At 61.3% G+C, this 23364-nt stretch carries 30 protein-coding genes; 16 read left to right on the plus strand and 14 right to left on the minus strand.

The features are described from left to right. Window positions 1–307 precede the first annotated feature (307 nt). From H4V98_RS09495 to H4V98_RS09505, 3 genes are all read left to right on the plus strand, one after another. Window positions 308–1036, plus strand: a complete 729-nt coding sequence (locus H4V98_RS09495) for an SIMPL domain-containing protein (protein WP_196862728.1) — start codon at window positions 308–310, stop codon at window positions 1034–1036. Between the two features lie 89 nt (window positions 1037–1125). Beyond that, a complete protein-coding gene (locus tag H4V98_RS09500; RefSeq protein WP_196862727.1) occupies window positions 1126–2085 on the plus strand; it encodes a diacylglycerol kinase family protein in 960 nt (319 codons plus the stop codon). Window positions 2086–2110: 25 nt separating this feature from the next. Next, entirely contained in the window at window positions 2111–2932 is an 822-nt protein-coding gene (locus tag H4V98_RS09505) for a metallophosphoesterase (protein ID WP_196862726.1), read from the plus strand. 13 nt (window positions 2933–2945) lie between these two features. Here the strand turns inward: H4V98_RS09505 and H4V98_RS09510 are convergent, their stop codons facing one another. After that, entirely contained in the window at window positions 2946–3389 is a 444-nt protein-coding gene (locus H4V98_RS09510; RefSeq protein WP_196862725.1) for a multidrug/biocide efflux PACE transporter, read from the minus strand. Window positions 3390–3732: 343 nt separating this feature from the next. Further along, the gene (locus tag H4V98_RS09515; protein ID WP_196862724.1) at window positions 3733–3957 is read right to left on the minus strand and encodes a hypothetical protein; all 225 of its coding nucleotides are present in this window, start codon (window positions 3955–3957) and stop codon (window positions 3733–3735) included. Between the two features lie 74 nt (window positions 3958–4031). Here H4V98_RS09515 and H4V98_RS09520 point away from each other — a divergent pair, with 74 nt between their 5' ends. Together H4V98_RS09520 and H4V98_RS09525 are read left to right on the plus strand one after the other, a co-directional pair. Next, window positions 4032–5798, plus strand: coding sequence for a long-chain fatty acid--CoA ligase (locus tag H4V98_RS09520; protein ID WP_231374643.1), 1767 nt, complete (start codon window positions 4032–4034; stop codon window positions 5796–5798). Window positions 5799–5970: 172 nt separating this feature from the next. Further along, entirely contained in the window at window positions 5971–6897 is a 927-nt protein-coding gene (locus H4V98_RS09525) for an ion transporter (RefSeq protein ID WP_196862722.1), read from the plus strand. A 5-nt stretch (window positions 6898–6902) separates the two neighbouring features. On the opposite strand, the gene H4V98_RS09530 is transcribed toward H4V98_RS09525, so the two are convergent. Continuing rightward, window positions 6903–7460 (minus strand): YaeQ family protein, encoded by a 558-nt coding sequence (locus H4V98_RS09530; protein ID WP_196862721.1) that lies wholly within the window; start codon window positions 7458–7460, stop codon window positions 6903–6905. A 113-nt stretch (window positions 7461–7573) separates the two neighbouring features. Further along, window positions 7574–7813 (minus strand): hypothetical protein, encoded by a 240-nt coding sequence (locus tag H4V98_RS09535; RefSeq protein WP_196862720.1) that lies wholly within the window; start codon window positions 7811–7813, stop codon window positions 7574–7576. Window positions 7814–8255: 442 nt separating this feature from the next. Here H4V98_RS09535 and H4V98_RS09540 point away from each other — a divergent pair, with 442 nt between their 5' ends. The 4 genes from H4V98_RS09540 to ppk2 all read left to right on the plus strand — a co-directional run bounded on the left by H4V98_RS09540 (window position 8256) and on the right by ppk2 (window position 10440). Continuing rightward, window positions 8256–8537: a DUF427 domain-containing protein gene (locus H4V98_RS09540; protein WP_196862918.1), complete on the plus strand. Its 282-nt coding sequence runs from the start codon at window positions 8256–8258 to the stop codon at window positions 8535–8537. 72 nt (window positions 8538–8609) lie between these two features. Continuing rightward, window positions 8610–9056: a universal stress protein gene (locus H4V98_RS09545; RefSeq protein ID WP_196862719.1), complete on the plus strand. Its 447-nt coding sequence runs from the start codon at window positions 8610–8612 to the stop codon at window positions 9054–9056. Window positions 9057–9080: 24 nt separating this feature from the next. Beyond that, window positions 9081–9320: a DUF465 domain-containing protein gene (locus H4V98_RS09550; protein WP_196862718.1), complete on the plus strand. Its 240-nt coding sequence runs from the start codon at window positions 9081–9083 to the stop codon at window positions 9318–9320. A 202-nt stretch (window positions 9321–9522) separates the two neighbouring features. Next, the gene (gene ppk2 / locus H4V98_RS09555; protein WP_196862717.1) at window positions 9523–10440 is read left to right on the plus strand and encodes a polyphosphate kinase 2; all 918 of its coding nucleotides are present in this window, start codon (window positions 9523–9525) and stop codon (window positions 10438–10440) included. Between the two features lie 7 nt (window positions 10441–10447). Here the strand turns inward: ppk2 and H4V98_RS09560 are convergent, their stop codons facing one another. The 4 genes from H4V98_RS09560 to H4V98_RS09575 are packed head-to-tail and all read right to left on the minus strand — an operon-like array spanning window position 10448 to window position 12412. Then, window positions 10448–11206 carry an SDR family NAD(P)-dependent oxidoreductase gene (locus H4V98_RS09560; RefSeq protein WP_196862716.1) on the minus strand — a complete coding sequence of 253 codons (759 nt, stop codon included), beginning with the start codon at window positions 11204–11206 and terminating at the stop codon, window positions 10448–10450. A 54-nt stretch (window positions 11207–11260) separates the two neighbouring features. After that, the gene (locus tag H4V98_RS09565) at window positions 11261–11947 is read right to left on the minus strand and encodes a pseudouridine synthase (protein ID WP_196862715.1); all 687 of its coding nucleotides are present in this window, start codon (window positions 11945–11947) and stop codon (window positions 11261–11263) included. Continuing rightward, entirely contained in the window at window positions 11944–12261 is a 318-nt protein-coding gene (locus H4V98_RS09570; protein WP_196862714.1) for a VF530 family protein, read from the minus strand. The genes H4V98_RS09565 and H4V98_RS09570 overlap by 4 nt, the downstream gene beginning before the upstream one ends. Before the next feature lie 7 nt (window positions 12262–12268). Beyond that, the gene (locus tag H4V98_RS09575) at window positions 12269–12412 is read right to left on the minus strand and encodes a hypothetical protein (RefSeq protein WP_196862713.1); all 144 of its coding nucleotides are present in this window, start codon (window positions 12410–12412) and stop codon (window positions 12269–12271) included. A 267-nt stretch (window positions 12413–12679) separates the two neighbouring features. Here H4V98_RS09575 and H4V98_RS09580 point away from each other — a divergent pair, with 267 nt between their 5' ends. Further along, entirely contained in the window at window positions 12680–13933 is a 1254-nt protein-coding gene (locus H4V98_RS09580; RefSeq protein ID WP_280757469.1) for an MFS transporter, read from the plus strand. Between the two features lie 22 nt (window positions 13934–13955). On the opposite strand, the gene H4V98_RS09585 is transcribed toward H4V98_RS09580, so the two are convergent. The 3 genes from H4V98_RS09585 to H4V98_RS09595 all read right to left on the minus strand — a co-directional run bounded on the left by H4V98_RS09585 (window position 13956) and on the right by H4V98_RS09595 (window position 16422). After that, window positions 13956–15245, minus strand: a complete 1290-nt coding sequence (locus tag H4V98_RS09585; protein ID WP_196862711.1) for a cytochrome c — start codon at window positions 15243–15245, stop codon at window positions 13956–13958. Then, window positions 15242–15949: a c-type cytochrome gene (locus tag H4V98_RS09590; RefSeq protein ID WP_231374660.1), complete on the minus strand. Its 708-nt coding sequence runs from the start codon at window positions 15947–15949 to the stop codon at window positions 15242–15244. The genes H4V98_RS09585 and H4V98_RS09590 overlap by 4 nt, the downstream gene beginning before the upstream one ends. A gap of 146 nt (window positions 15950–16095) precedes the next feature. Next, the gene (locus tag H4V98_RS09595) at window positions 16096–16422 is read right to left on the minus strand and encodes a 2Fe-2S iron-sulfur cluster binding domain-containing protein (protein ID WP_196862709.1); all 327 of its coding nucleotides are present in this window, start codon (window positions 16420–16422) and stop codon (window positions 16096–16098) included. Window positions 16423–16558: 136 nt separating this feature from the next. On the opposite strand from H4V98_RS09595, the gene H4V98_RS09600 reads away from it, so the two are divergent. Next, entirely contained in the window at window positions 16559–17080 is a 522-nt protein-coding gene (locus H4V98_RS09600; protein WP_196862708.1) for a GNAT family N-acetyltransferase, read from the plus strand. Here H4V98_RS09600 and H4V98_RS09605 read toward each other — a convergent pair. Together H4V98_RS09605 and H4V98_RS09610 are read right to left on the minus strand one after the other, a co-directional pair. Continuing rightward, complete coding sequence (locus tag H4V98_RS09605; RefSeq protein ID WP_280757470.1) at window positions 17061–17303, minus strand: nitroreductase family protein; 243 nt, start codon at window positions 17301–17303, stop codon at window positions 17061–17063. The genes H4V98_RS09600 and H4V98_RS09605 overlap by 20 nt on opposite strands. 230 nt (window positions 17304–17533) lie before the next feature. After that, window positions 17534–17719: a hypothetical protein gene (locus tag H4V98_RS09610; protein ID WP_196862707.1), complete on the minus strand. Its 186-nt coding sequence runs from the start codon at window positions 17717–17719 to the stop codon at window positions 17534–17536. A 279-nt stretch (window positions 17720–17998) separates the two neighbouring features. On the opposite strand from H4V98_RS09610, the gene H4V98_RS09615 reads away from it, so the two are divergent. Continuing rightward, window positions 17999–18355 (plus strand): hypothetical protein, encoded by a 357-nt coding sequence (locus H4V98_RS09615; protein WP_280757471.1) that lies wholly within the window; start codon window positions 17999–18001, stop codon window positions 18353–18355. A gap of 153 nt (window positions 18356–18508) precedes the next feature. Beyond that, complete coding sequence (locus H4V98_RS09620; RefSeq protein ID WP_280757472.1) at window positions 18509–19453, plus strand: DUF808 domain-containing protein; 945 nt, start codon at window positions 18509–18511, stop codon at window positions 19451–19453. An 83-nt stretch (window positions 19454–19536) separates the two neighbouring features. Here H4V98_RS09620 and H4V98_RS09625 read toward each other — a convergent pair whose 3' ends face one another. Beyond that, the gene (locus tag H4V98_RS09625; RefSeq protein ID WP_280757473.1) at window positions 19537–19731 is read right to left on the minus strand and encodes a hypothetical protein; all 195 of its coding nucleotides are present in this window, start codon (window positions 19729–19731) and stop codon (window positions 19537–19539) included. A 240-nt stretch (window positions 19732–19971) separates the two neighbouring features. Here H4V98_RS09625 and H4V98_RS09630 point away from each other — a divergent pair, with 240 nt between their 5' ends. The 3 genes from H4V98_RS09630 to H4V98_RS09640 all read left to right on the plus strand — a co-directional run bounded on the left by H4V98_RS09630 (window position 19972) and on the right by H4V98_RS09640 (window position 23100). Further along, on the plus strand, window positions 19972–20556 hold the full coding sequence (locus tag H4V98_RS09630) for a DNA-3-methyladenine glycosylase (RefSeq protein ID WP_280757850.1): 585 nt from the start codon (window positions 19972–19974) through the stop codon (window positions 20554–20556). A gap of 153 nt (window positions 20557–20709) precedes the next feature. Then, window positions 20710–21963, plus strand: coding sequence for a class I SAM-dependent methyltransferase (locus H4V98_RS09635; protein ID WP_280757474.1), 1254 nt, complete (start codon window positions 20710–20712; stop codon window positions 21961–21963). 102 nt (window positions 21964–22065) lie between these two features. Beyond that, window positions 22066–23100 carry a tRNA-dihydrouridine synthase gene (locus H4V98_RS09640; RefSeq protein WP_280757851.1) on the plus strand — a complete coding sequence of 345 codons (1035 nt, stop codon included), beginning with the start codon at window positions 22066–22068 and terminating at the stop codon, window positions 23098–23100. Window positions 23101–23364 lie beyond the last annotated feature (264 nt).

Below are 23364 nucleotides of genomic sequence, written 5' to 3' on the forward strand. Positions count from 1 at the left end.
TTTTATTACTAATATTTCTATTTATATCATTTAAGCCGTCGGGGCCCATGATGGTGGTTTCTTTGTGGCCAATGTTTCTTTTTTAGAGGCAGAAATGGGGGTGTTTAGCGTTGACAGTAGCATTTTGAAAGGGGCTGCAGGGTCGAGCAGCCTACCGGGTTTCAGTGGGTTTATGCTGGATGGTTGCACGCACAAGGGCCGCCAGGCAGCGACATGCTGTTTGGCTTCCTGTGGGTTTGGGTCTTCACCACAGACTTGCCTTCAATGACTCGAACGTGTTTTTTAACTTTGTGAAAGGCAGACGAATATGCTGAATGCTACTAAATCAATAGCGGCTTGTGCATTGGCAGTATGCGCAACTGGCGCATTTGCTCAAAATTTGTCAAATGAGACACTGAAAAACGTGGCTCAGCTTTCTGCCAGCGGTTCGGTTGAGGTGCAGCAGGATTTGTTGTCGATTTCGCTGACCACCAGCCGTGATGGACTGGATGCTGGCTCCGTCCAGACGCAACTCAGGCAGGCGCTTGAGGCCGCGCTGACGCAGGCCAGGCAATCTGCATCACCCGGACAGATGGACGTGCGCACTGGCAATTTCAGCCTGTACCCGCGCTACGGCAAGGACGGCAAGATCAACGGTTGGCAAGGCTCCACCGAACTGGTGCTAGAGGGCAAGGATTTTCCGCGCATCACCGCCGCAGCAGGCAAGATACAGACACTGAGCATGGGCGGCGTCAGCTTTGCCTTGAGCCGTGAACAACGCGCCCGGGTCGAAGGCGAGGCGCAGGCACAGGCGATTGAGCGATTCAAGGCGAAGGCGAGCGAAGTATCCAGCGCTTTTGGCTTTGGTGGCTATGCCCTGCGCGAGGTCTCGATCAACACCAACGACCAAAGTCCAATGCCGCGCATGCGTGCCATGACCATGAGTGCCAAGTCCGAAATGGCCGATGCGCCGGTGCCGGTCGAGGCGGGAAAGAGCACAGTGCTGGTCAATATCTCGGGATCCGTGCAGATGCTGGCTTCACCAGCCCGGCCTTGATCGTGGCACACAAAGGCAAGCTTCAGGACCTGCTTGAAAAGCGGATTTTGCTGACAGCGTGAGCACTATCGCCGGTTTATTCTTCCGGCATGACCGACCCCCAGGAAATTGCCCGCCACGGCCCGCTTTTCATCGTCTTCAACGCAGGCTCGGGCCGTCGGGACGCCGAGGAGGAAATGCAGACCATCAGCCGCGTGCTTCAAGAGGGCGGTCGCGAATTTGAATTCATGCGGTGCGAAGGCAGCGAGTCGATTGACACACTGGCCAGGCGCGCCGTGGACCAGGCCAAGGCCCGCCACGGTGTGGTGGTGGCCGCAGGCGGCGACGGCACCATCAATGCCGTTGCCAATGCGGTGCTCGGCAGCGGTTGCCCTTTTGGCGTGATTCCCCAGGGCACCTTCAATTATTTCGGTCGGGACAATGCAATTTCTCAAGACAGCAGCGAAGCCGCCCGTGTCCTGCTCCGAGGCCGCGTTTTGCCGGTCCAGGCTGGCAAGGTCAATGGCCGGTTGTTTCTGGTCAATGCCAGCGTGGGCCTTTATCCCAAGCTGCTGGAGGACCGCGAAGCCTGGAAGCAGCAGTTCGGGCGCAGCCGCTTTGTGGCCTTGGTCTCCGGCATTGCGACGCTACTGCAGGCCCGTGGCCAGTTGAACTTGCGCATTGAATCGGCGGGCAAGGCCACGTCCTTGCGCACACCCACGCTGTTCGTCGGCAACAACCGTCTGCAACTTGTCCAGGCTGGCATTGATGCGCAGCAAGCCGAAGCTGTGAGGCAGGGACAAATGGCTGCGGTGGCGGTTCGACCAATTGGCGCGCTGGCCTTGTTTGGCCTGTTGCTGCGCGGCGTTCTCGGGCGGCTTGGGGAGGCGGAGAACATCCGCAGCTTCACTTTTCGCCGCCTGACGGTGACGCCGCGCCGGATGAAACGCATCAAGGTGGCCACTGATGGAGAAATCGTCTGGATGCAGTCGCCGCTGGTTTTTGAAGTGGCGCCTGAGCCTTTGCTGCTGCTGGTGCCCTTGCCGCAAGACGAGGCGGAGATTGAATGAGCGATGACCTGAGCCGGGCTGACGCATGAGCAGCGTGCTGCAAATTTCCGATCCGCATTTCGGTACCGTTCAGCCGGCCGTGATGCATGCACTGGCGCAACTGGCCAGTGAACAGCGGCCCGATGTGCTGGTGCTGTCTGGAGACATCACGCAACGCGCCAAAGCGTTGCAGTTTGCCGAAGCATGTGCCTTTTGCGACAGCCTGGCAATTCCGCAGTGGCTGGTCATACCCGGAAATCACGATATTCCATTGCTCAACCTCTACCAACGCTTCTTCACCCCGTATGCGCACTTTCGCCAGGCGTTTGGCCCGGTGGTCGAGCCGGTGTTGTCCACACCCTGGCTGCATGTCGTCGGCGTGAAGACGACGCGCCGCTGGCGGCACAAGAACGGCCAGGTATCAGGCGCGCAAATTGAGCGGGTGGTGGCCGAACTGAACCGTTCCGTGCCGGGGCAGTTGCGCATCGTCGTGGTCCACCAGCCGGTCCATGTCATGCACGTCGAGGACCAGCATGACCGCCTGCGCGGCTGGGAACCTGCCGTGCGCGCATGGTCAAGGGCAGGCGCCGATATCGTCATGGGCGGGCATATTCACCTGCCTTCACTGTGCGATCTGTCAGCGCGCCTTGATGGGCTGGAGCGTCGGCTCTGGTGCGTTCAGGCGGGCACTGCGCTTTCCAGTCGGGTGCGTGCCGGAATACCCAATTCGGTCAATCTGTTGCGCTGTCATGGTCCTGGCGAGCAACCGTCCTGCCGCGTGGAGCGCTGGGATTTCCAGGTTGCCCGCGGCTGTTTTGAGTGCGTCGAGTCCAGCGAACTACCACTTGGACGCATTGTCAGGGGCTGATGCGCTGCGAGGCTCAGGCCTGGGCGCGCCGGATTTTTCGGGCAATGAAGCGTGCCCGCAGGACGTCATACGTCCAGTTGAAGAAAAACGTATACGGCAGGAAGAACAACGCAATGCCGATGTCCAGCATGAAAGCCTGCCACAGGCCAATGCCAAGCCACCACGCAGCCAGCGGCACAATGGCCAGCAGCAGTCCGATTTCAAAAAGAACGGCATGAGCGACGCGTGCTGCTACCGTCTTTTCGAAACCCATGCGACTCTGGGCTCGGTCGAACAGCAGGTTGAACAGCATGTTCCAGCTCATGGCAATCAGCGAAATCATCAGCGTCAGCCACCCGATGTACACCAGTGGGTAGTCCAGCAGCCAGGCCCCGAGTGGCGCGCAAATGGCAATAGCAAGGGCTTCGAACATAAAAGCCTGGAAAAAACGTTCATTGACTGACTTGACGGGATGCATGGGAGGGTGCTCTGGATTCAAGGAAAAGCGGGATGAGCATGAAGCGCTGGACGAACGCTTATTTTGGCTGATCCGGACACGACGCCTGAAATGCTTCAGCTGGTCGGATTTCATTCCCGAGTTTGATTTCGTTTTCAAATGCTTTGAAGATTTTGTGTTAGGCCCAAAACGTGCCAATGCATGTCAAGTCACCGCGAGGGCACACTGGATTTGTCTGGAGACAGCACCACTTAAAAAAATAGCCACTGGTTAAAAACAAGTCGCTTCATCGATTCGGAGGCGAAGCGGCGACGGTTCCTGAAAGAGAGTTGATTAGAAGTTTTTTTGCGGTACAGCTGTTTTGTCAGGCGGACGCATTTTTAACCAACAGCTTGGCCGGGCCAGTGGCGACGGGTTCGATGGCGGCCCGCTTGAGGGAATACAACGTTTCATTCATGGTTTGCAGGCGAATGATTTCGTCGTGGCCAAAGTTGTTCATCCCGCTTGGAAGCAGCGCATTGGCCGTTGCATGGTTTGACAGCCCCAGCGCCAAGGCAGCGTCACGCAGGCGACAAAAAGCGCGGTGCATCAGCAGCTACCCGAATGCGGATAAAACGCACTCGGGTTAGCCTGTGCGGACTTTCTTCTGCCTGGAGCACTGCCTTGACCCGTCCTTCGACTGCCGATCAAACGGTATCCGGCGCGCCTGCACGCCACGACCTGCATTACCCGTTCTGGCCCAAGCGCCTGCCACGCAGCATCACGCCGCCGCAAACCTCGCTGTGGCACAACCTGGCGGTCAGCGCGCTGCGCTTTCCGGACAAGCCCGCGCTGGTGTTCTTCGACCAGTCGCTGAGCTATGCCGCTGTGATGCAGCAGGCCGAGCGACTGGCCGCCACGCTGCATCGGCTCGGCGTCCGCAAAGGTGACCGCGTGCTGCTCAACCTGCAAAATTGCCCGCAATGGGTGGTGGCGCATTTCGCCATCCTGCGGATCGATGCGGTGGTGGTGCCGGTGAACCCGATGAACCGCGCCGAGGAACTCAAGCACTACATCACCGACCCGGACGTCAAGGTCGCCATCACCGCCGCCGACCTGGCGCCCGAACTCGCCAAAGCCAGCGACTCGCTGCCGCCGGCCGTCCGTCTGGCGCACCTGATCGTGACGCATTACAGCGACGCCTTTGAGGGCAGGGCGGGCACCCCCGACGACAACGCCATGCCGCAATCCTGGCGCGACTGGCTGGGCAGCCGGCACGAGTTGCCGGTGTTGCAAGACGGCTCAGTGCTGGTCTGGACCGATGCACTGGCCGCCAGCGACATCAGCTACCTGCCCGAACACACCAGCGCGCCGCAGGACCTGGCTGTGCTGCCTTACACCAGCGGCACCACCGGCCTGCCCAAAGGCTGCATGCACACCCATGCCAGCCTGATGCACAACGCGGTCGGCAGTTGCCTGTGGGGCAACAGCACCTCTGAAAATGTCGTGCTGTCGGTGGTGCCAATGTTCCATATCACCGGCATGGTGTCGGTGATGCATGCGTCAATCTACGGCGGCGCCACGCTGGTCATCATGCCGCGCTGGGACCGCGAGCTGGCCGGCCGGCTGATTTCAACCTGGCGCGTGACGCACTGGACCAACATCCCGACCATGGTGATCGACCTGCTGGCCAGCCCGAACTTTGCCGCTTTTGATTTGAGCAGCCTGGTGTATATCGGCGGCGGCGGCGCGGCCATGCCGCAGGCGGTGGCGCAGCGGCTGTGGGAGCAGTACGGCCTGCGCTTTGCCGAAGGTTACGGCCTCACCGAAACCGCTGCGCCTTCGCACAGCAACCCGCCCGACGCCACCAAGCAGCAATGCCTGGGTGTTCCATTTATAAGCACCGAATCACGCGTCATCGACCCGCTTACGCTGGAGGAAATGCCGCAGGGCGAGCAGGGCGAAATCATCATGAGCGGGCCGCAGAATTTTTCGGGCTACTGGAAGCAGCCCGGTGCCACAGAGGCCGCCTTCATCGAACGCGACGGCAAGCGTTTCTTTCGCTCCGGCGACCTGGGGCATGTGGACGCCGAGGGTTACTTCTTCATCACCGACCGGCTCAAACGCATGATCAACGCGTCGGGTTTCAAAGTTTGGCCTGCCGAGGTGGAAGCGCTGATGTTCAGGCATCCGGCGATTCAGGAGGCCTGCATCATTTCCACCCGCGACGCCTACCGGGGCGAGTCCGTCAAGGCTGTCGTGGTGCTGCGCGAAAAGTTCAAGGGCCAGGTCAGCGAAGACGAGATCATCCACTGGTGCAAAGACCATATGGCCGCGTACAAGTACCCGCGTGTTGTCCAGTTCGTCGATGTATTGCCCAAGAGCGGCTCGGGCAAGGTGATGTGGCGCGCGCTGCAGGAAGCCGAAGGCGGTCAGCCTTCAGAATCCTGAGAGTTGAATGAAAAATGGCTTTTGCGCAAGGCAGGCAAGCGCAAGAAGCTATAAATAAAGGAGCGTTCATCGATGGGATGGCAAGGGCGCTGACTGGCCTCAAGTTTCGTCGCAACGTTCTGGCTGGGTTATCCTGCCGGTCTTCTGAATCAAAACAAAGACGCTTGACCGCATGAAGCCATCTGCCACCACGCGTCCGGTTCCTGCGCTAGAAAAGCCCCTGCAAGGCTGGCGCCTGCGCTGGTACACCATCATTTTCGAGGCCGACACCCGCGCCGGACGCATTTTTGACCAGACGTTGATCGGCGTCATTTTGCTTAGCATCGGCGTGGTCATGGCCGACAGTGTGCAGGCGATTCACCAAGTCCATGGCCGGACTTTAATGTGGCTGGAATGGATTTTCACCCTGCTGTTCACCGCCGAATACCTGGCGCGCCTGCTGTGTGTTCGCAGGCCGATGCAATATGCCACCAGCTTTTATGGCGTGATCGACCTGATTGCCGTGCTGCCGACTTACCTCGCGCTGTTTGTTCCCGGTCTGCATGCGCTGATCGATGTGCGCGTGCTGCGGCTGCTGCGCGTGTTCCGGGTGTTCAAGCTGACCGCCTATGTGGCCGAATACCAGTCACTGGCGCGGGCGCTGAGTTCAAGCCGGCGCAAGATCATGGTTTTTTTGTCAGCAGTGCTGATGCTGGTGCTGATCATGGGCACGGTGATGTATGTGGTTGAAGGCCCGACCAACGGTTTCACCAGCATTCCCACCTCGGTCTACTGGGCCATCAGCACCGTGACGACCGTCGGCTTTGGCGACATCACGCCCAAGACCGACCTGGGGCGGCTGATTTCTTCCTTCATGATGCTGCTTGGCTGGGGCACGCTGGCCGTGCCGACCGGCATCGTGACAGCGGAAATGGCGGCCCACCGGGGCGGAATCCTGTTTCCGGTCACCACCCGCACCTGCCACGAATGCCTCACCGAGGGCCATGCGGCCAATGCCGATTTCTGCTTTCATTGCGGCGCCCGGCTGCCGGCCTACAAGGCCGAGGAACAGGAGAAAAAAGACGGGCTGCAGGCAGAGCGGCCGCGCGAGTCCCGTTAGCCGGTCTAGCCGCCGGCCGTCAGGCGGCGCGGGGTGATTTCCACCGACTCGCTGCCGGTGCTCATCCACACCGTGCCATCCTGGATCGTGATTTGCAGTTGCATGCCACGTTCGGCCAGTTTGGCCAGCGCCTGGCTTTGCGTTGCCTCAACCTGCCAGACGACCAGATTGGCCGCACGGGTCAGCTTGCTTTCAATGCCTTTCCACCAGACCGGCGTGCTGCTGGAAAAGCTGATCACCGTGACGCGTTCGGCCCGGCCGGCGGCGCGCATCAGGCGCTTTTCGTCGGGCTGGCCGACATCGATCCAGTGCAGCACCGCATCGGTGTAATCCTTGTGCCAGAGCGCCGGTTCGTCCACATCCCACAGGTCCTTGGCGAATTCGAGGTTGCCGCGCTTGTCGTCGCCCTGCACGTTGAGCGCGAACGCCAGCAGGCGGATCATCATGCGTTCGTCGGTTTCGGACGGATGGCGGGCAATGATGACGTTGTGGTCGCCATAAATGCCGCGGTCCATGTCGGCGATCTGCAATTGGGCTTTATGAATGGTGGCTTTGATGGCCATGGGAATCGTTCTCGGGTGGCAATGCCCGGCTGCCTGACAGCCAACCGGGCGTGTTTGCGTTAAACCGCCTATTGGAACAGCCTTTTGGCCGGCCCTTGTTGCATGGAGAGCGATCAGATCAGCCTGGAATAGGCCGCTGTGGTCTGCTGGGTCAGGTAGCTGTCGAACACCATGCTGCTGGCGCGAACAAACATGCGGCCCTTGGGCGTGATCCGTATCGCCTGCGGGTCGATGGTGATCAGGCCGGCTTCTTCACACTGCCTGAGCAGCAGCAGTTCCTGCGCGAAATAGCGATGGAAGTCGATGCCGTGGGCGCGGTTGACGGCCTCGAACTCTACCGGCGCGCTGCACAAGGTGGCTTTGGCAAGACTGTTCGCTGAATCCGGCGTGGAACCGGTCTGCGGTCGGGTAAGAGGTGTAGCGCGGCTCGAGTGTGTCGAACCTGCGGATCAATCCTCAGACAGTTCAATATCGGGCGCGGGAGAGGTCATGCAAAAGCCAGGCAAAAAAGGACGGGATAAAGTTTGTTGCAAACTGGAGGGCCTTTTTCATGGGCGCCGGCTGCCTCAAAGTGGTAATTCCGTCAGGCGGACAAGGCGGACAAGGCGGATAAGGCGGTAAATATTTTTACAGACAAGCAATAATTGTCTGCATCAATCACCTTATCCTACGCTGCACCAGCCTCCTGGCTGTTACAAATGCGCTATCTGCCTAACAAACTCCATGCTGGCGGCAGGCAAAATGAATGCTGCCAGTGCCAGCAAAACCTCAATCGAACATCTGGAAGAAAAAGACATGAAGGCTATCTGGAATGACGCAGTCATTGCGCAAAGCGACAACACCGTGGTGCTTGAAGGCAACCATTATTTTCCCGAAGACTCGCTCAACCGTGACCATGTGACGTTCAGCAACCACCACACCATGTGCTCCTGGAAAGGGCAGGCGAGCTATTACTCGCTGCTGGTCAATGGTGAAATGAACACCGATTGCGCCTGGTATTACCCCGATCCCAAGCCAGAGGCAGACAATATCCGCGGGCACGTCGCTTTCTGGAAAGGCGTGCGGATTGAGCCCTGATCAGGCGCAACGCAAACCCCTGCGCATCGCGCCAGGCCACTTAACTGTTTTGCAAGTCGCGGAGCTGGCCTTATGTTCAAGCATATTCTTGTTCCTGTAGACGGCTCGCCGGTTGCCCATCACGCGGTCAACAAGGCGAGGGCCATTGCGTGTGCATTCAGGAGTTCAGTGACGCTGATCCATGTCATCGACCCCTATGCCTTAACCGGCAACGGTGCTGTTGTTTCCTCTGACCCGTCCGACTATTTGCGGGCTGCCACGGTGCAGGCAAACGAAGCCATCGGCGCGGCGCGGCAGGTTTTTGAAGCCCAGGGCATGCTGGTCAATGGTTCGGTGGTCGAAGGCCATTCGGTTTACCAGGCCATCTTGCAGGCAGCCGAAACACTGGAGGCCGACCTGGTGGTGATGGGCTCGCACGGCCACCGGAGCATGGAAAAACTGGTGCTTGGCAGCGTCACGGCGCAGGTGTTGTCGCATGCCCACCTGCCGGTGCTGGTGGTGCGCAATGAAGGCGCCTGAATTTTTGTTGTTAAAGGAGTTGAGATGGAATTGTTGAACCACGATCTGGCGCATGAGTTTCCTGAATACCTTGAAAAAATGAACCAGCTCAAGGCTTCAGACGCGCATTTTTCAAGCCTTTGCGAGCATTACGCTGCCGACAATCAAGCCATTACCCAACATGAGCAGGGCAAACTGCCGATTGCCGATGAAGTGCTGGAAGTGTTGAAGAAAAAACGGCTTGAGCGCAAGGACGAGATTTACCAGATCCTGAAATCCGAGTGACATGCTGACGACCTTTTTTCAAGCATAAAATTGATTTAGCGCACGATGGATAAGAATACAGTGCTATTTTAAAAGTAGCAATTCAGCACTTTCATCACGCTGCCTTTACTTTCCGTGCAAGCGGGTTAAGCTTTTCATCAAACTGAAACATTGCATTGCTACGCTGCCAGGTTCAACCAACTCGCAGTGTCAGGAACGCACCATGAATTCAATTGACGAAGAGGTGATGCGGCGGATCCGCCACGACCTGATCGACAGCTACGACGAAGAGCTGGAGATGGAGCTTGAGGACCAGACCGTTGCCCAGTTGACTGGCGAAGCAACCGACACTCCAGGCGCGCAGGACCGGGAGCGACGCCGCCAGTATTTTCGCGAACTGTTTCGCCTTCAGGGCGAGCTGGTCAAGCTGCAGGACTGGGTAATTGCCACCGGCCACAAAGTGGTAATCCTGTTTGAAGGGCGCGATGCAGCCGGCAAGGGCGGCGTCATCAAGCGCATCACACAGCGCCTGAACCCCCGCGTTTGCCGTGTGGCAGCGCTGCCCGCACCCAGTGACCGCGAGCGCAGCCAGTGGTACTTTCAACGTTATGTGGCGCATTTGCCGGCGGCCGGTGAAATGGTGCTCTTTGACCGCAGCTGGTACAACCGCGCCGGCGTTGAGCGGGTGATGGGCTTTTGCACTGACGCGCAGTACGAGGAATTTTTCCGCACCGTGCCGGATTTTGAAAAGATGCTGGTTCGCTCGGGGGTGCAGATCATCAAGTACTGGTTTTCAATTTCCGACGACGAACAGAATCTGCGCTTCCTGGGCCGTATCCACGACCCGCTCAAGCAATGGAAACTCAGCCCGATGGACCTGGAGTCGCGCCGCCGCTGGGAGGAATACACCCGCGCCAAGGAAGTCATGCTGCAGCGCACGCACATTCCCGAGGCGCCATGGTGGGTGGTGCAGGCCGACGACAAGAAAAAAGCCCGGCTGAACTGCATTCACCATCTGCTGGCGCAAATGCCCTACCAGGAAACAGAGCATCCGCCCGTGGTGCTGCCCGAGCGGGTTCGCCATGACGACTATGTGCGCCAGCCGGTGCCGCTGGACATCGTCGTTCCCGAAGTGTATTGACTGGTTTTCAGTCGCGCACGTCGGCAACCGGCTGCGCGCCAAAATCCGGCCGCGCCAGGCAGGCCAATACGCGCCGGGCGGCTTCGTCGGGCGAGGTCAGCTGGCCGCTGGTCTTGAGCCGTTCAAAGCTGTCGCGGTCAGGAAAGGCTTCTGAATCAGCGCTGCGCAAGTGCAGCTGCATCTCGGTATCGATGACGCCGGGTGCCAGGGAACAGATTTTTGCGCCACCGGTCTTCAACGCTTCTTCGAGTGCCACGCAGCGGCTGAAATGGTCCATGCCCGACTTGGCCGCGCAATAGGCAGCCTGCGACGCCATCGGTTTGCGGCCCAGGCCCGACGAAATATTCAGCACCTTGCGTGTAGCCGTCCAGCTTTCAGTAGCGCGCAGGAAGGCTGACGTCAGCAGCATGGGCGCCTCCAGCCCGACGCGCAGGGCCTGCGCCAAGTCGTCCGGATCGGCCTGGCTCAGCGGACCAATGTGTGAGATGACGCCGGCGTTGTTGATCAGGGTGGCGCTGCGCCAGGAGGTGCTGCCTTGTTCATGCAGCCAGCTTTCCAGCCGTGGGCCGAGCGTGCGGCTGTCGGCCAGGTCGTGGCACCACTGAACCAGCGCGGCGCCGGCCTGTTGGGCATGCTGCGAAAGCGCAGGCGATTCGCTGCGCGAGATGCACAGCAGCGTGTGTCCGGGCACGATCAGCTGGCGCGCCATTGACAGACCCATGCCGCGTGAAGCGCCGGTCAGGATGTAAAGGTGAGAAGTTGTCATGAGGCGCATGGTAGCGCCAGGCATTGCGGCTGGCAGTCGCGAACGCACCAAGGGTCAAAAATCGGGCGGGCTTTCAACTGACAGCAGGGTACCGGTTGCCGGGTGAATCAGGCGCAGCGCGGTTGCGTGCAGCAGCAGGCGCACAGAGCGGGCCCGGACCGCGTCGGGCGCATACAGCGCATCGCCCAGGATCGGATGGCCCAGCGCCAGCAGGTGCACGCGCAACTGGTGCGAGCGGCCGGTGACCGGCTCCAGTTCGACACGCGTGCAATGGGCCTCCGAGTTGAACGCAAGGCTGCGCCAGCGCGTCTGGCTGGGCTTGCCGGCAGCGTCGATGATGCGCAGCGGGCGGCGTGGCCAGTCCACCGCAATCGGCAGGTCGATCAGGCCCCTGCCGTCAGCGGTGGGTGCGGGTTCCAGCTGTCCATCCACCAGCGCCACATAAAGCTTGTTAACCTCGCGGCGCTCGAACAGCAGGCTCATGGCACGTTGCATGGCTGCGCCGCGTGCCATCAGCATCAGGCCCGAGGTCGCCATGTCCAGCCGGTGAACGACCAGCGCGTCAGGGTAGAGGGATTGCACCCGGCGGCTCAGGCAGTCCTGCTTGTCCTCACCGCGCCCGGGCACGCTGAGCAGGCCGGAGGGCTTGTTCAGCACCAGCAGGCTGTCGTCGGCATGGAGGATTTGCAAAGGGGTGAGCGGCTGCGCGCCAGGGCACGCGACGTCCCTGACAGGGTTCAAGGCCTGGGCGGGGGAAAGTTGTGAACCGGCGGGCTGCTGCGCCGGATCTCGCGCAGCATGAAAAGGTAAAGGCTTTCGACCTTCTCGCGCGCCCAGGGCGTCTTGCGCAGGAATTTCAGGCTCGACGCCACGCTGGGTTCGCTGGTGAAGCAGCGGATGTTGATGCGCTGGCCCAGGCCTTCCCAGCCGTAATGGGCAGCCAGTGCGGCGACGATGGTTTCCAGCTTGACGCCGTGCAGCGGATTGCCCGGCTGGCCGCCTGCCGGGGCAGGCTCTGGCAGCAGGGCGGTGGACGGAGCGTCAGGCAACACCATGAAAAGCTTATTTGTTCTTCAGCTTGCCGCGAATCGGAACCTGCGTCACCACAGTAGGGCGAACCGCGTCGGGCGACACCAGCTTGGGCGGCGAGCTGTCCTTCTTGGGTTTTTTCACCATCTTGTCGTTGTTTTGCTGACCTTTGGCCATGTCGTTTCTCCATTAAGTTAATGCCTGAATTATCGGCGCAACTTTGTCTGTGAGCAGTGCGTCCTGGCAATCATTTTGGAGCGCACGATCGGCTGGGAATTACAGGTTTCGCTGCGCCCGAGTGATGATGAATGCGTTTGATTTTCAAGCTAAAAAAGTCTTTTGCGCAAGCACACCGGACATGAACAGCTATTGAATAAATAGCGCGATGTGGCGGTGAATGCTGGCTTGCACGCATTTGGATGCGCGCTGGTAAGCTCCCGCCCCATGTCCACCCCCAGTTTTGCTGAACTCATTGGCCAGCGCGCCTTCATGCGCATGTGGTTTTCCCGGCTGTTCGGCACCACCGGCAACCAGATGCTGATGGTCGCCGTCGGCTGGCAAATGTACGAGCTGACCGGAAGTGCGTGGGACCTGGGGCTGGTCGGCCTGTACCAGTTTGTGCCTGCGCTGCTGCTGACGCTGGTGGCCGGGCATGTGGCCGACCGGCTGAACCGGGCGCATATTGTGGCGGCCTGCCTGCTGACGCAGGGCAGCGTGGCGCTGCTTTTGGTGGCTGCAACGCAGGGCTGGGGCGCGCCGGCAGGCTGGGCGTCGCGCGAACTGCTGCTCGGCGTATCGGTGATGCTGGGTGTGGCCCGTGCCTTCCAGATGCCGGCACAGCAAGCCCTGACGCCGATGCTGGTGCCGGCGGTGATGCTGCCGCGCGCCATGGCCTTCAGCTCTTCGGGCATGCAGGCCGCCGTGATCAGCGGCCCGGCTCTGGGCGGCGTCATTTTTGTCGCCGGTGCCACGGCGGTGTATGCGACCTGTGCGTTGTTGTTTGCCGTCGGCTGCGCGCTGGTCGCGGCAGTGCGCTACGACCATGTGCCGCCGCCGCGCGAGCCGGTGTCGATGCGCACGCTGCTGGCCGGGGCCGAGTTTGTCTGGCAACGCAAGGCGTTGCTGGGCGCGGTGTCGCTGGATTTGTTCGCGGTGCTGCTGGGCGGCGCCACGGCTTTGTTGCCGATGTTCGCGAAAGACATCCTGCATGTTGGCCCCTGGGGCCTGGGCCTGCTGCGCGGGGCGCCGGCGGCAGGCGCATTGGTGCTGTCGGTGGCGCTGACGCGCTGGCCGCTGGAGCGGCGCGTCGGCCGCACGATGCTGATGGCCGTAGCCGTCTATGGGGTGTGCATGCTGGTGTTCGGCCTGTCGACCCACTTTGTGCTGTCGTTGGTTGCGCTGGCAGTGTCCGGCGGTGCCGACATGGTCAGCGTTGTAGTGCGCCAGACGCTGGTGCAGATCGAGACGCCGAACGACATGCGCGGCCGCGTCAGCGCGGTCAATTCGGTGTTCATTGGCGCGTCAAACCAGCTGGGCGAATTCGAATCCGGTGCCACTGCGGCTCTGCTCGGGCCGGTCGGGTCGGTGGTGGCGGGCGGTGTGGGAACATTGCTGGTGGCCGTGCTCTGGCTCAGGGGCTTTCCGGCGCTTGCCAACCGCGACCGCATGACCGATCCACCAGCGCCACCACCAACATGATGGCGAGGCTGACAGCCAGCGTTCAATGCGCCTGGTTGGACCGGGCGCGGGTCACTTCCAGCGGTGTGACGGCGCTGGCTTGGTTGCCCCAGGAGCTGCGGATATGACTGATCAGGCCGGCCACTTCGCTGTCGTCCAGCACCAGCACGAACGGCGGCATGCCAAAGGGCCGGGGGTTGCCCCGGGTGGCGGGCGCAAACCCGCCATTGAGCACCATCTGCACCAGGTTGTCGGTGGCGTCCATCGTCACTGCGCGGTTGCCGGCCAGCGGCGGGTAGGCATTGGGGATGCCTTGGCCCTTGTCGCCGTGGCACTGCGCGCAATGCTGCTCATAGAGTTTTGCAGTTTTTTCCAAGTTGGCCGGGGCGCGCTCCGTGCGCGGCGAGGCCGGTGCTTTGGGCGCCGGGCTGGCGCCGGGAAGCGCCTTCAAGTAAGTTGCCATGGCGCCCAGGTCCTGGTCCGTCAGGTGCTGGGTGCTGCGCATTACCACCTCGGCCATCGGGCCGCTGACCGAGGCACCTGGCGCCACGCCGGTCTGAAGCAGTTGCACGATGTGCTGCTTGTCCCAGTTGGCCATGCCGGCCTCATGCGGTGAGGTCAGCGACGGCGCATACCAGTTCTGCATCGGGATCAGCCCGCCGGCCAGTGCCAGGCTCTGCCGGCTGCCGCCCAGTGCATCGCGCGGTGAATGGCAGGCGCTGCAGTGGCCGAGGCCGCCCACCAGGTAGGCGCCCCGGTTCCATTCGGCATCTCGGCTGGCGGCGGGCTGGTACACGCCCGGCTTGAAGTACAGCGCGCGCCAGACAGCGAGCGCAGCCTGCGAGTTAAAGGGAAATTCAAGCGCGTGCGGCCGGTTTGGCTGGTTCACGGCGGGCTGGCTGCGCAGGAAGGCGAAGATTGCGTCGGAATCCTCGCGCGTCACCTGGGTGTAGCTGGTGTACGGAAAGGCCGGGTACAGCAGGCGGCCGCTCTTGGACCGGCCGTTGTGCATGGCGCGCCAGAAATGCGCTGGCGACCAGCTGCCGATGCCGGTATTGGCGTCGGGCGTGAGGTTGGAGGTGAACACCGTGCCGAAGGGTGTCGGAATGCCCAGTCCGCCGGCATAACCGGCACCGCCGCGCGCCGTATGGCAGGCCATGCAGTTGCCCGCGCGCGCCAGGTAGGCGCCACGCGCGACCACGCTGTCGGTGGGGGCAAAAGCTGCCGTGGTCCGGACATCGGTCTCGTCCTGCACATTGAGCGCCCAGATGGCGCCAACAGCACCCAAGGCCAGCACGGCAATGCCCAGTGCCCATCGGGTGGTGGTTTTCATTTTTTTGCTTTCGTGTCAGGCCTGCCGGCGGCAGGCAGCAAAGCGCTGCCACAGCGCAGGGATTCGTTGCCGGGCGCTGCGGCCGGTGGGGCGCTGACCGCATGGGTGTTCTCCGGCAGCGGCTGGGCGGCGACCCAGCTGGCTACCGCGTTGATCTCTTCCAGGCTCAGGCGGGACACGATGTCCTGCATGCAGTCGGGCGCGTGGGCGCGGCGCTGGCCGGCCTTCCAGGCCCCCAGCTGGGCATTGAGGTAGTCACGCGGCAGCCCGAGCAGGCCGGGAACCGCAGGCACCACGCCGGTCATGGCCTGGCCGTGGCACTGGACGCACGCGGGCAGCTTGCGGCCGCTGTCGCCGTGCATCACCAGCTGCTCGCCCCGGCGCAGCACCGCGGCTGTCGCCTGCGCGGGTAGCGGCGCCGGGTAGGGCACGTCCAGGCTGGCGAAATACTGCGCCATTTCCAGCAGGTAGGCGTCGCTCAGCGGATCGATCAGTCCGGTCATCAACCCGTAGTGCCGGCGCCCTTCACGGAAATTGAGCAGCTGGTTGTAAAGGTAGCCGGCCGGCTTTCCGGCCAGTCGCGGGTAGTAGCCGCCGGGCGCGGCACGGCCTTGCGGGCCGTGGCAGGCGGTGCAGGCCAGCGTGCGCTGGGCCATGGTGTCTTCGAACGGCAGGGCGCCAGCCGGCATGCTGACGCCAGCCATCAGCAAGGTGCCGCCAGTCAGGGTGGCTGCAACAAGCCGGCGCGCCAGGGATTGCAATTGGGTCATCTTCATGCGGCCATCATGCCTTAGCCCCATGCGCTTTTGCATAACGTGCGCTGCCATGCAAAAGCGCTGGCGTTGGAGAATCAGAAAAGCGCTTCAATCACCACATCGGAAGCCGGGTACGCCACGCAGGGCAGGATGAAGCCCTCGCGTTTTTCATCCAGGCTCAGCCCCGGCCAGTCGATGCGGTACACCACCTGGCCGCTGACCAGCCGGCAAATGCAGGTACGGCAGGTGCCGTTGCGGCATGAACTGTCCCGCAGCCACACGCCCGCATGTTCGGCGGCGACCAGCAGCGGCAGCGCTGCAGACACTTCAAACACCGTGGCATCGCCTGCGATACACGCGTTGAAGATTTGGCTGCTGGATTCTTCCAATGTGGTCGGGCTCTTCGGTTGGGGGTCTGGCATAAGGTGGTAAGCGCGAACACCTTGAAGGCGCAAAGCAAAAAGTTGAATTTAACCCAAGCGCATCGGACGCCAATTCGAATTGCGCGACAATCCGCCCTCCCGGGCCTTCCCCTGACTTTCACAAGCGATTTTTTCTATGTCCAGCTATTCCGTCCGCCCTGCCGTTGCCCGTGATGCCAAAGCCATTGCCGAAATCCATGTTGCCACCTGGCAAGCCGCCTACAAGGACTTGATGCCCGAGGACTATCTGACCAAGATGACCGTGGACAAGCGCCAGGCCTACTGGCGTGAAGCAATCGAGTACAGCGAGCCGCAGGTGCTGGTGGCCACAGACGGCGAGCAGATCGTCGGCTTCGTCGGTTTCGACCGTTCACGCGACCCCAAGACCCGCTCCAGCGTGGGCGAGATCTGGGCGCTTTACGTGTCGCCCGATCACTGGAGAAAGGGCGTGGGCCTGCAACTGTGGGACGGTGCCCGCGATGGCCTGAAAGATGAGGGCTGCACACAAGTCACCTTGTGGGTGCTGCTGGGCAATGAGCCTGCGCTGGAGTTTTGTGAACATGCTGCCGGTTTCAAGCGTGAAATGCCGTCGCTCAAGACGGTTGATTTCGGCAGCGTGAAACTCGAAGAGTTGCGCCTCAAACGGGCGGTGGACTGACCGCATCCACGGCAGCCGAAAAAGCGGCTGCCGGCCAGCCGACGGTTTGCGATAAAAGTATCTGGTGATCGGCCTGAAGACCCATCGCTTCGGACAGTGCCTGGCGGTCAATCCAGGCCCGAATCACGGTTCCCAGTCCGGCAGATACACAAAACAGGTAGACGGTTTGCGCCATGGCGCCCGCCGCTACTGACGCATACGACTCGCGCTGCGCCGCAGGCACTGCGGTTTAAGCTGGCCGATCATTCCCCTGACCAGTTTTGTCAGTGTGTTCAAGGGCCTCCTTTTTTGCCGTGACAGCAGCATTTCATGCTATGTCAACAAGCTCGTCAGCGCTTGTATTGAAGCATGCGCTTTCATGAGAGGCAAGGGATAGAGTACCCAGGAACGCTGGCCGGGCCTGGTTTCAGCTCAAAGTTGAGGCCGCCCCAGACCTGGCCGCCGGCGCAAGCGTCAGGCCGGTATCGCGATGTCGCCTTGCTCATCCGGAATCAGCGGTATTCCCTGGTCAGGGTTCACCGGCAGTTCCAGGCCTTCTTCCTCTTCCTGGGCCTCTTCGCCAGGCCCGTTGCGGGTCAGGCTGTGGCCGGCAGGGCCTGCGAAGTAGCGTTGAGTAGCAATATTTGAAAAACCATGCATGTTGAATTCCTTCGGTTGTCGACGCGGCCGGGTGGGGTGCAGCCATGCGTCAATATTCGATTATTGGCCCAAACCAGGCTCAGTTTTAGCCGGGTAGGCTTTGTCTTTCCTGTCCTACAAAGGCATCGTGCAGCGCCGCACATTTGCCAAAGCGGCCAGCCCCTTAAACTTGGCTGTCAAGTCCTTGGGGCGTGATTCGCGCATGGCAGCCAAGCTGAACAAACACGGCACGGCTATTGGAAAACTTCAAATTTTGCTGAATTTTTTTAAGGAAACAAGATGGAAAACTCGACTTCACACAATGGCGATCACAACCCTGACACCACTGACAGCAACGCACTCAAGCGCAGCGTGGAATCTGCAGGCTCGACGCTGCACGATTCCATCGACAAGGTAGTGGACCCGGCGCTTGACGCGGTCGGTCATGCCGGCAGTGCGGCGCATGACGCGGTCAACCGTCTCTCCAGCGGTGCTACCCATGTGGCCGACCGTGTTTCCGAACAGGTCAGCCGGGTCTACGAGGCGCCGGGTTATGCGGTTGAATGTTCCAAGTCCTGGATTCAGGACAAGCCGCTGGAAGCCGTTGGACTGGCGCTGGCCTTGGGTTTTATCATCGGCCGCCTGACAGCTCACTGATCAACGTCGGGCGTAAATACTTGCGACCGAAAACCGCCTGATGGCGGTTTTTTCCTGTCCCGACAGTTCGAAAAATTCGGTACGCTGGAGTTTTCCGATTTTTTTTGTTTTTGCTTCTTAACCCCGGCATGCCACCACATGCCCTGAAAACCCATGGCCACCAGCCTTCTTGCCCTGATTGATGACATTGCCAGCGTGCTGGACGACGTGGCTTTGCTGTCCAAGGTCGCAGCCAAAAAAACCGCCGGCGTGCTGGGCGACGATTTGGCCCTGAATGCGCAGCAGGTTTCAGGCGTCAAGGCAGAGCGCGAACTGCCGGTGGTCTGGGCGGTTGCCAGAGGCTCTTTCATCAACAAGGCGATCCTGGTGCCAGCAGCGCTGGCGATCAGTGCATTTGCGCCGTGGCTGGTGACGCCGCTGCTGATGGTCGGCGGCGCTTTCCTTTGCTATGAAGGGTTTGAAAAACTGGCGCATAAGTTCATGCACAGCGCTGCCGAGCAGGCGGCCGAGCATGAAAAGCGGGTGAATGCAATGGCTGATCCAGCGGTGGACTTGCGTGAAGTGGAAAAAGACAAGATCAAGGGTGCAATTCGAACAGACTTTATCTTGTCGGCGGAAATCATCGCCATCACGCTCGGCACGGTACAAGGCAGCCCTTTCACCACCCAGTTGGTGGTGTTGAGTGGTATTGCCGTGGTCATGACCGCCGGGGTCTATGGTCTGGTGGCCGGTATTGTCAAGCTTGACGATGCTGGGCTGTACCTGAGCCAGCTTCCCGGCGACGGGGCGTGGACCGGTTTTCAGCACGGCTTGGGACGCGTCATCCTGTTTACGGCGCCGTGGCTGATGAAGTTTCTTTCGGTTGCCGGAACTGCCGCGATGTTTCTGGTCGGTGGCGGTATCCTGAGCCACGGTTTTACCTTTCTTCATCATCCTGTTGACATCGCCACCCAGTGGGCCAGTGATGTCAATGGCATCGGGGCAGTGCTGGGCACCCTGGCACCATTTGTCATCGATGCCATCGTGGGAATCGTGGCCGGAGCCATTGTGCTGTTGGGTGTCACCGTGTTCAAACGCCTGAAGTCAAAAGCGAATTGAAAGTCAGAAAACTTTTTTTCAGCGTTCGGACACTGCCGCCCACCTGACTTTCCAGAAGCCCACCCATGCAGACTCGTGTGGCGTTAATCTGAAGGTTTTTCTTCGTGCGAAGGAACTGCCGACGGGCGATCTGTGCGAACAGCAAAAATTTGCTTGTTGGCTGAAAATGGCCAGCCGCCTTTTTGCTCTGGCGCCGCTGGGCGGGTGGCTTCGCGGGAGCGCTGCTCCAGCATTTTGCGGCTGTCGCCATTGGGGGGCGAGGCATTGAATTTTGGCATGTTGTCGTTTCCCTTGAGTAAGCCCAAACCTTAAACCTCGAGAGCCGTCCCGGGCTGTAGTCGCCATTTCAAGCTGTGCGTAGGAGTCCTTTGGCCTTTGCCCCCGGTAATTCCGATGGGTTGAAAGACAAATCCTAGGGCATGGCTTTTGCACCTTGCTGGCGCTCCCTGTTGGCTGATGTCGTGCGTTCTTGCCGTGTTCTGCTTTTTTTATCAGGGATTGCCTTGGAAAATTCACCCATGGTCTTTAATTCATCCTCCAGCGTTGCCGGCATCGACTTTCTGGCCGTCTCCAGCACCGTGGCGCGCCAGCTGATCGGCATGCTGCTGCTGGTCGATGGCGTGGGCGGTGTGATTGTTGAAACCGAAGCCTACGACCGCGACGACCCGGCGTCGCACAGCTTCAGCGGCCCGAGCGAACGCAACGCAGTCATGTTCGGCCCTCCGGCGCGCATCTACGTGTACCGCTCCTACGGCATTCACTGGTGCATGAACCTTGTCTGCCGCCAAGCCGGACACGGCGCAGGGGTGCTGCTGCGCGCGATCGAGCCCACCGAGGGGCTGGAGCGCATGCGCAAGCGGCGCGGTCTGGACGATGTCCGGCTGCTCTGCGCCGGTCCTGGCCGGCTGGGGCAGGCGCTGGGGATAGACCGCAGTTTTAACGGCTTGCGTCTTGGCCAGCCGCCGTTTGAGTTGCTCCCCGCCGCGCCGGGGCTGCAAGCGCAGGTGGTGTCCGGGCCGCGCATTGGCATATCGAAAGCCGTTGACCAGCCCTGGCGATTCGGCATGGCGGGTTCGCGCTTTCTCAGCCGTCCATTTCGCTAGCTACTGTATTCATAGCTGCTTGCGCCCGTGCAGCATGCGCTACAGCCTTATTTTTATCAAGAAACGTAGGCAGCAGGGTTTTTTGCCGTGAAAGCGTCGGCCATCTGTTAAAACACGGGGTCTTTCTTTCTGACCTTTCTGACTGCCTTGCCCATGCCTACCTTCTTTTCCGTGACCTCCACCGCACTTACTGAATCGGCCACCCCGGCCTCTACCCTTATTGAATGGAAAGAAGCGGGTGTGGCGCATTCGGCGCTGTGGCGTTCCGAGCGTGGCGCATTGCCGCCCCGGCGGATCGTCGAGGCCGACGACACCATGGCCGCCGACACCGCCTACCGGCTGGCCTGCGAAGGCACCGGCCTGCTCTGGCGCGGCGACTTCCAGAACGCACGGCAGATGGTGCAGGCGCTGGCCCGGCGCATCGACAAGCCGCCAAAAGCCTCCAAGCTGGCCCGCGTCAAGCTGAAAAAAGATGCCGACAACGCTGTTTCTGGCGTTCCGGCCGGCCAGGAGTTTCACCTGCACCGCCAGGCGCAATCGCAGCGCGCGCGGGTGCTCGGCATGGTGCTGATCGAGTTTGGCGCCGACTATGGCGTTGACCTGCGCCGTGCGCCCGACGCCAAACAGGCGTGTGCCGAAGCCTGGGGTGCGCTCGCCCAAGATGCTTTGCCCAGCGTGGCGTCGCTGCGCGAACTGATGGGCGTGATCAGCGCGCATGAGTGGCGCAAGAAGGGCGTTGAAATTGCGGCCCTGGGCAAGGCGCCGAACAACCGCATTCATCCGCACTACGGCGTGTTTTCGCCGGTGCGCGGCGAATATGTGGATCTGGTGGCAAATGCCCCTTTGCCCGCCAGTCCAGCTTCGAAATTTGTGGCCTTCGACATTGGCACCGGCACCGGTGTGCTGTCGGCCGTGCTGGCGCTGCGTCCGGAAGTGGACCAGGTCGTGGCCACCGACCTTGACCCGCGCGCGCTGGTCTGCGCCCGGGAAAACATCTACCGGCTGCGCCTGCCCAACCCGGTCAAGGTCATGGAAGCTGACCTGTACCCCGAGGGGCTGGCGTCGGTCATTGTCTGCAACCCGCCGTGGCTGCCGGCCCGCCCCGGTTCACCGCTCGAAGGCGCGGTGTACGACGAAGGCAGCCGCATGCTGCTGGGTTTCCTCAAGGGACTTCCGGCTCACCTGGCGCCCGGCGGTGAAGGCTGGCTGATCCTGTCCAATTTTGCCGAGCAGCTGGGTTTGCGCACCCGCGCCGAATTGCTCGCCGCCATCAAGGCCAGCGGCCTGAAGGTGCTGGGCCGTATCGACGCCAAGCCCGAGCACCCCAAGGCGGCCGACACCAGCAACCCGCTGCACAAGGCCCGCGCTGCCGAAGTGACGTCTCTCTGGCGCTTGGGCGCGGTTTAAACCAGCGCCTTGCCGGCTCTCCCGCCTGCGCGGGAATGACTTATGAACAGCGATGATTTTTTGACTGTGGGGCGACCTGCCAAGCCATCGGCCCCGGCCCCGATGATCCTGCTGGCGCCCATGGAAGGGCTGCTCGACTTCGTGCTGCGCGACATTTTGACGCGGGTCGGAGGCATAGACCGCTGCGTGTCCGAATTCATCCGCATCACCGACCAGCTGCTGCCCGAGCGGGTGTTCACCCGCATCGTTCCCGAACTGCACAACGGCGGGCGCACGCTGGCCGGCGTGCCGGTGCGCGCCCAGCTGCTGGGGTCGGACCCGGTGTGCCTGGCTGAAAACGCCGGGCGGCTGGCCGAATTGGGGCCGGCAGGCATCGACCTGAATTTTGGCTGTCCGGCAAAAATCGTGAATCGCCATGGCGGCGGCGCGGCGCTGCTTGACGAGCCCGACACCATCGCCGCCATCGTCGCCGCTGTGCGCCGTGCCGTGCCACGCCACATGCCGGTGTCGGCCAAGATGCGGCTGGGCTTCAACGACGATTCGCGCGCGGTGGAGTGTGCGCTGGCGATTGCCGGCAGCGGCGCCGACGAGCTGGTGGTGCATGCGCGCACCAAGGCACAAGCCTACCGTCCGCCCGCCTACTGGGAACGCATTGCCGACATTCGCGCCGCCGTGCGCATTCCGGTGGTGGCCAACGGCGAAATCTGGACGGTCGAGGATGCGCGGCTCTGCCGCCAGGCGTCGGGCTGCGAATCGCTGATGCTGGGCCGTGGCGCGGTGACCGACCCGGGGCTCGGGCTGGCGATCAAGGCGTCGATGAATGGCCCGGCAACCGGGGCAACCGGGGCAAGCGGGGCAAGCGGGGCAACCCGGACGACAACGGGAATCGCCTGGCCTGAACTGCTGCCTTTGCTGGCCGAATTCTGGCTTGTTGTCTGCGCCCGGCTTGACGCCAAGGCACGCGCCGGCCGGCTCAAGCAATGGCTGAATTTTTTGCGCCGGCGTTTTCCTGAAGCCGAAACCGCGTATCAGCAACTCAAGACGGTGAATGACCTGGCGCTGATTGATGCCTGGCTGGCCGGCGTGGTGCGGCAGCAAAGCCAAGCCAGCCAGCTTGATCCAATCCAAACGCACTGAACCGGCCTGCGTGGTTCCGGCAAGACAACTGTCAGGCGGGGCAGACGTTGTTGCCGGATTTCGGCAGACCGGGTGAGGCATTGCAGCTGTCGATTTATGAAAAGGTTCTACCGTGAACCTTGGGTTCACGGATGTGTCAATAGGCCGGACGCTGATTGACGGGGCGCCGGTGTTCTTTTAAAAGACAGGGCCATGTCCATCAAACGCTGGAATTGTCCTTGTCGTCCAGACAGGATCAAAACAGCCCATCACCGATTTCCACGG

Source organism: Polaromonas sp. CG_23.6, assembly GCF_029892315.1.
Taxonomy (GTDB): domain Bacteria; phylum Pseudomonadota; class Gammaproteobacteria; order Burkholderiales; family Burkholderiaceae_C; genus Polaromonas.

Coding starts and splice junctions, on each gene's coding strand:
- H4V98_RS09495 (WP_196862728.1), top strand. CDS start 308: ATGCTGAATGCTACTAAATCAATAGCGGCTTGTGCATTGGCAGTATGC.
- H4V98_RS09500 (WP_196862727.1), top strand. CDS start 1,126: ATGACCGACCCCCAGGAAATTGCCCGCCACGGCCCGCTTTTCATCGTC.
- H4V98_RS09505 (WP_196862726.1), top strand. CDS start 2,111: ATGAGCAGCGTGCTGCAAATTTCCGATCCGCATTTCGGTACCGTTCAG.
- H4V98_RS09510 (WP_196862725.1), bottom strand. CDS start 3,389: ATGCATCCCGTCAAGTCAGTCAATGAACGTTTTTTCCAGGCTTTTATG.
- H4V98_RS09515 (WP_196862724.1), bottom strand. CDS start 3,957: ATGCACCGCGCTTTTTGTCGCCTGCGTGACGCTGCCTTGGCGCTGGGG.
- H4V98_RS09525 (WP_196862722.1), top strand. CDS start 5,971: ATGAAGCCATCTGCCACCACGCGTCCGGTTCCTGCGCTAGAAAAGCCC.
- H4V98_RS09530 (WP_196862721.1), bottom strand. CDS start 7,460: ATGGCCATCAAAGCCACCATTCATAAAGCCCAATTGCAGATCGCCGAC.
- H4V98_RS09540 (WP_196862918.1), top strand. CDS start 8,256: ATGAAGGCTATCTGGAATGACGCAGTCATTGCGCAAAGCGACAACACC.
- H4V98_RS09545 (WP_196862719.1), top strand. CDS start 8,610: ATGTTCAAGCATATTCTTGTTCCTGTAGACGGCTCGCCGGTTGCCCAT.
- H4V98_RS09550 (WP_196862718.1), top strand. CDS start 9,081: ATGGAATTGTTGAACCACGATCTGGCGCATGAGTTTCCTGAATACCTT.
- ppk2 (WP_196862717.1), top strand. CDS start 9,523: ATGAATTCAATTGACGAAGAGGTGATGCGGCGGATCCGCCACGACCTG.
- H4V98_RS09560 (WP_196862716.1), bottom strand. CDS start 11,206: ATGACAACTTCTCACCTTTACATCCTGACCGGCGCTTCACGCGGCATG.
- H4V98_RS09570 (WP_196862714.1), bottom strand. CDS start 12,261: ATGGTGTTGCCTGACGCTCCGTCCACCGCCCTGCTGCCAGAGCCTGCC.
- H4V98_RS09575 (WP_196862713.1), bottom strand. CDS start 12,412: ATGGCCAAAGGTCAGCAAAACAACGACAAGATGGTGAAAAAACCCAAG.
- H4V98_RS09580 (WP_280757469.1), top strand. CDS start 12,680: ATGTCCACCCCCAGTTTTGCTGAACTCATTGGCCAGCGCGCCTTCATG.
- H4V98_RS09585 (WP_196862711.1), bottom strand. CDS start 15,245: ATGAAAACCACCACCCGATGGGCACTGGGCATTGCCGTGCTGGCCTTG.
- H4V98_RS09590 (WP_231374660.1), bottom strand. CDS start 15,949: ATGGCTGGCGTCAGCATGCCGGCTGGCGCCCTGCCGTTCGAAGACACC.
- H4V98_RS09595 (WP_196862709.1), bottom strand. CDS start 16,422: ATGCCAGACCCCCAACCGAAGAGCCCGACCACATTGGAAGAATCCAGC.
- H4V98_RS09600 (WP_196862708.1), top strand. CDS start 16,559: ATGTCCAGCTATTCCGTCCGCCCTGCCGTTGCCCGTGATGCCAAAGCC.
- H4V98_RS09610 (WP_196862707.1), bottom strand. CDS start 17,719: ATGCATGGTTTTTCAAATATTGCTACTCAACGCTACTTCGCAGGCCCT.
- H4V98_RS09615 (WP_280757471.1), top strand. CDS start 17,999: ATGGAAAACTCGACTTCACACAATGGCGATCACAACCCTGACACCACT.
- H4V98_RS09620 (WP_280757472.1), top strand. CDS start 18,509: ATGGCCACCAGCCTTCTTGCCCTGATTGATGACATTGCCAGCGTGCTG.
- H4V98_RS09625 (WP_280757473.1), bottom strand. CDS start 19,731: ATGCCAAAATTCAATGCCTCGCCCCCCAATGGCGACAGCCGCAAAATG.
- H4V98_RS09630 (WP_280757850.1), top strand. CDS start 19,972: ATGGTCTTTAATTCATCCTCCAGCGTTGCCGGCATCGACTTTCTGGCC.
- H4V98_RS09635 (WP_280757474.1), top strand. CDS start 20,710: ATGCCTACCTTCTTTTCCGTGACCTCCACCGCACTTACTGAATCGGCC.
- H4V98_RS09640 (WP_280757851.1), top strand. CDS start 22,066: ATGATCCTGCTGGCGCCCATGGAAGGGCTGCTCGACTTCGTGCTGCGC.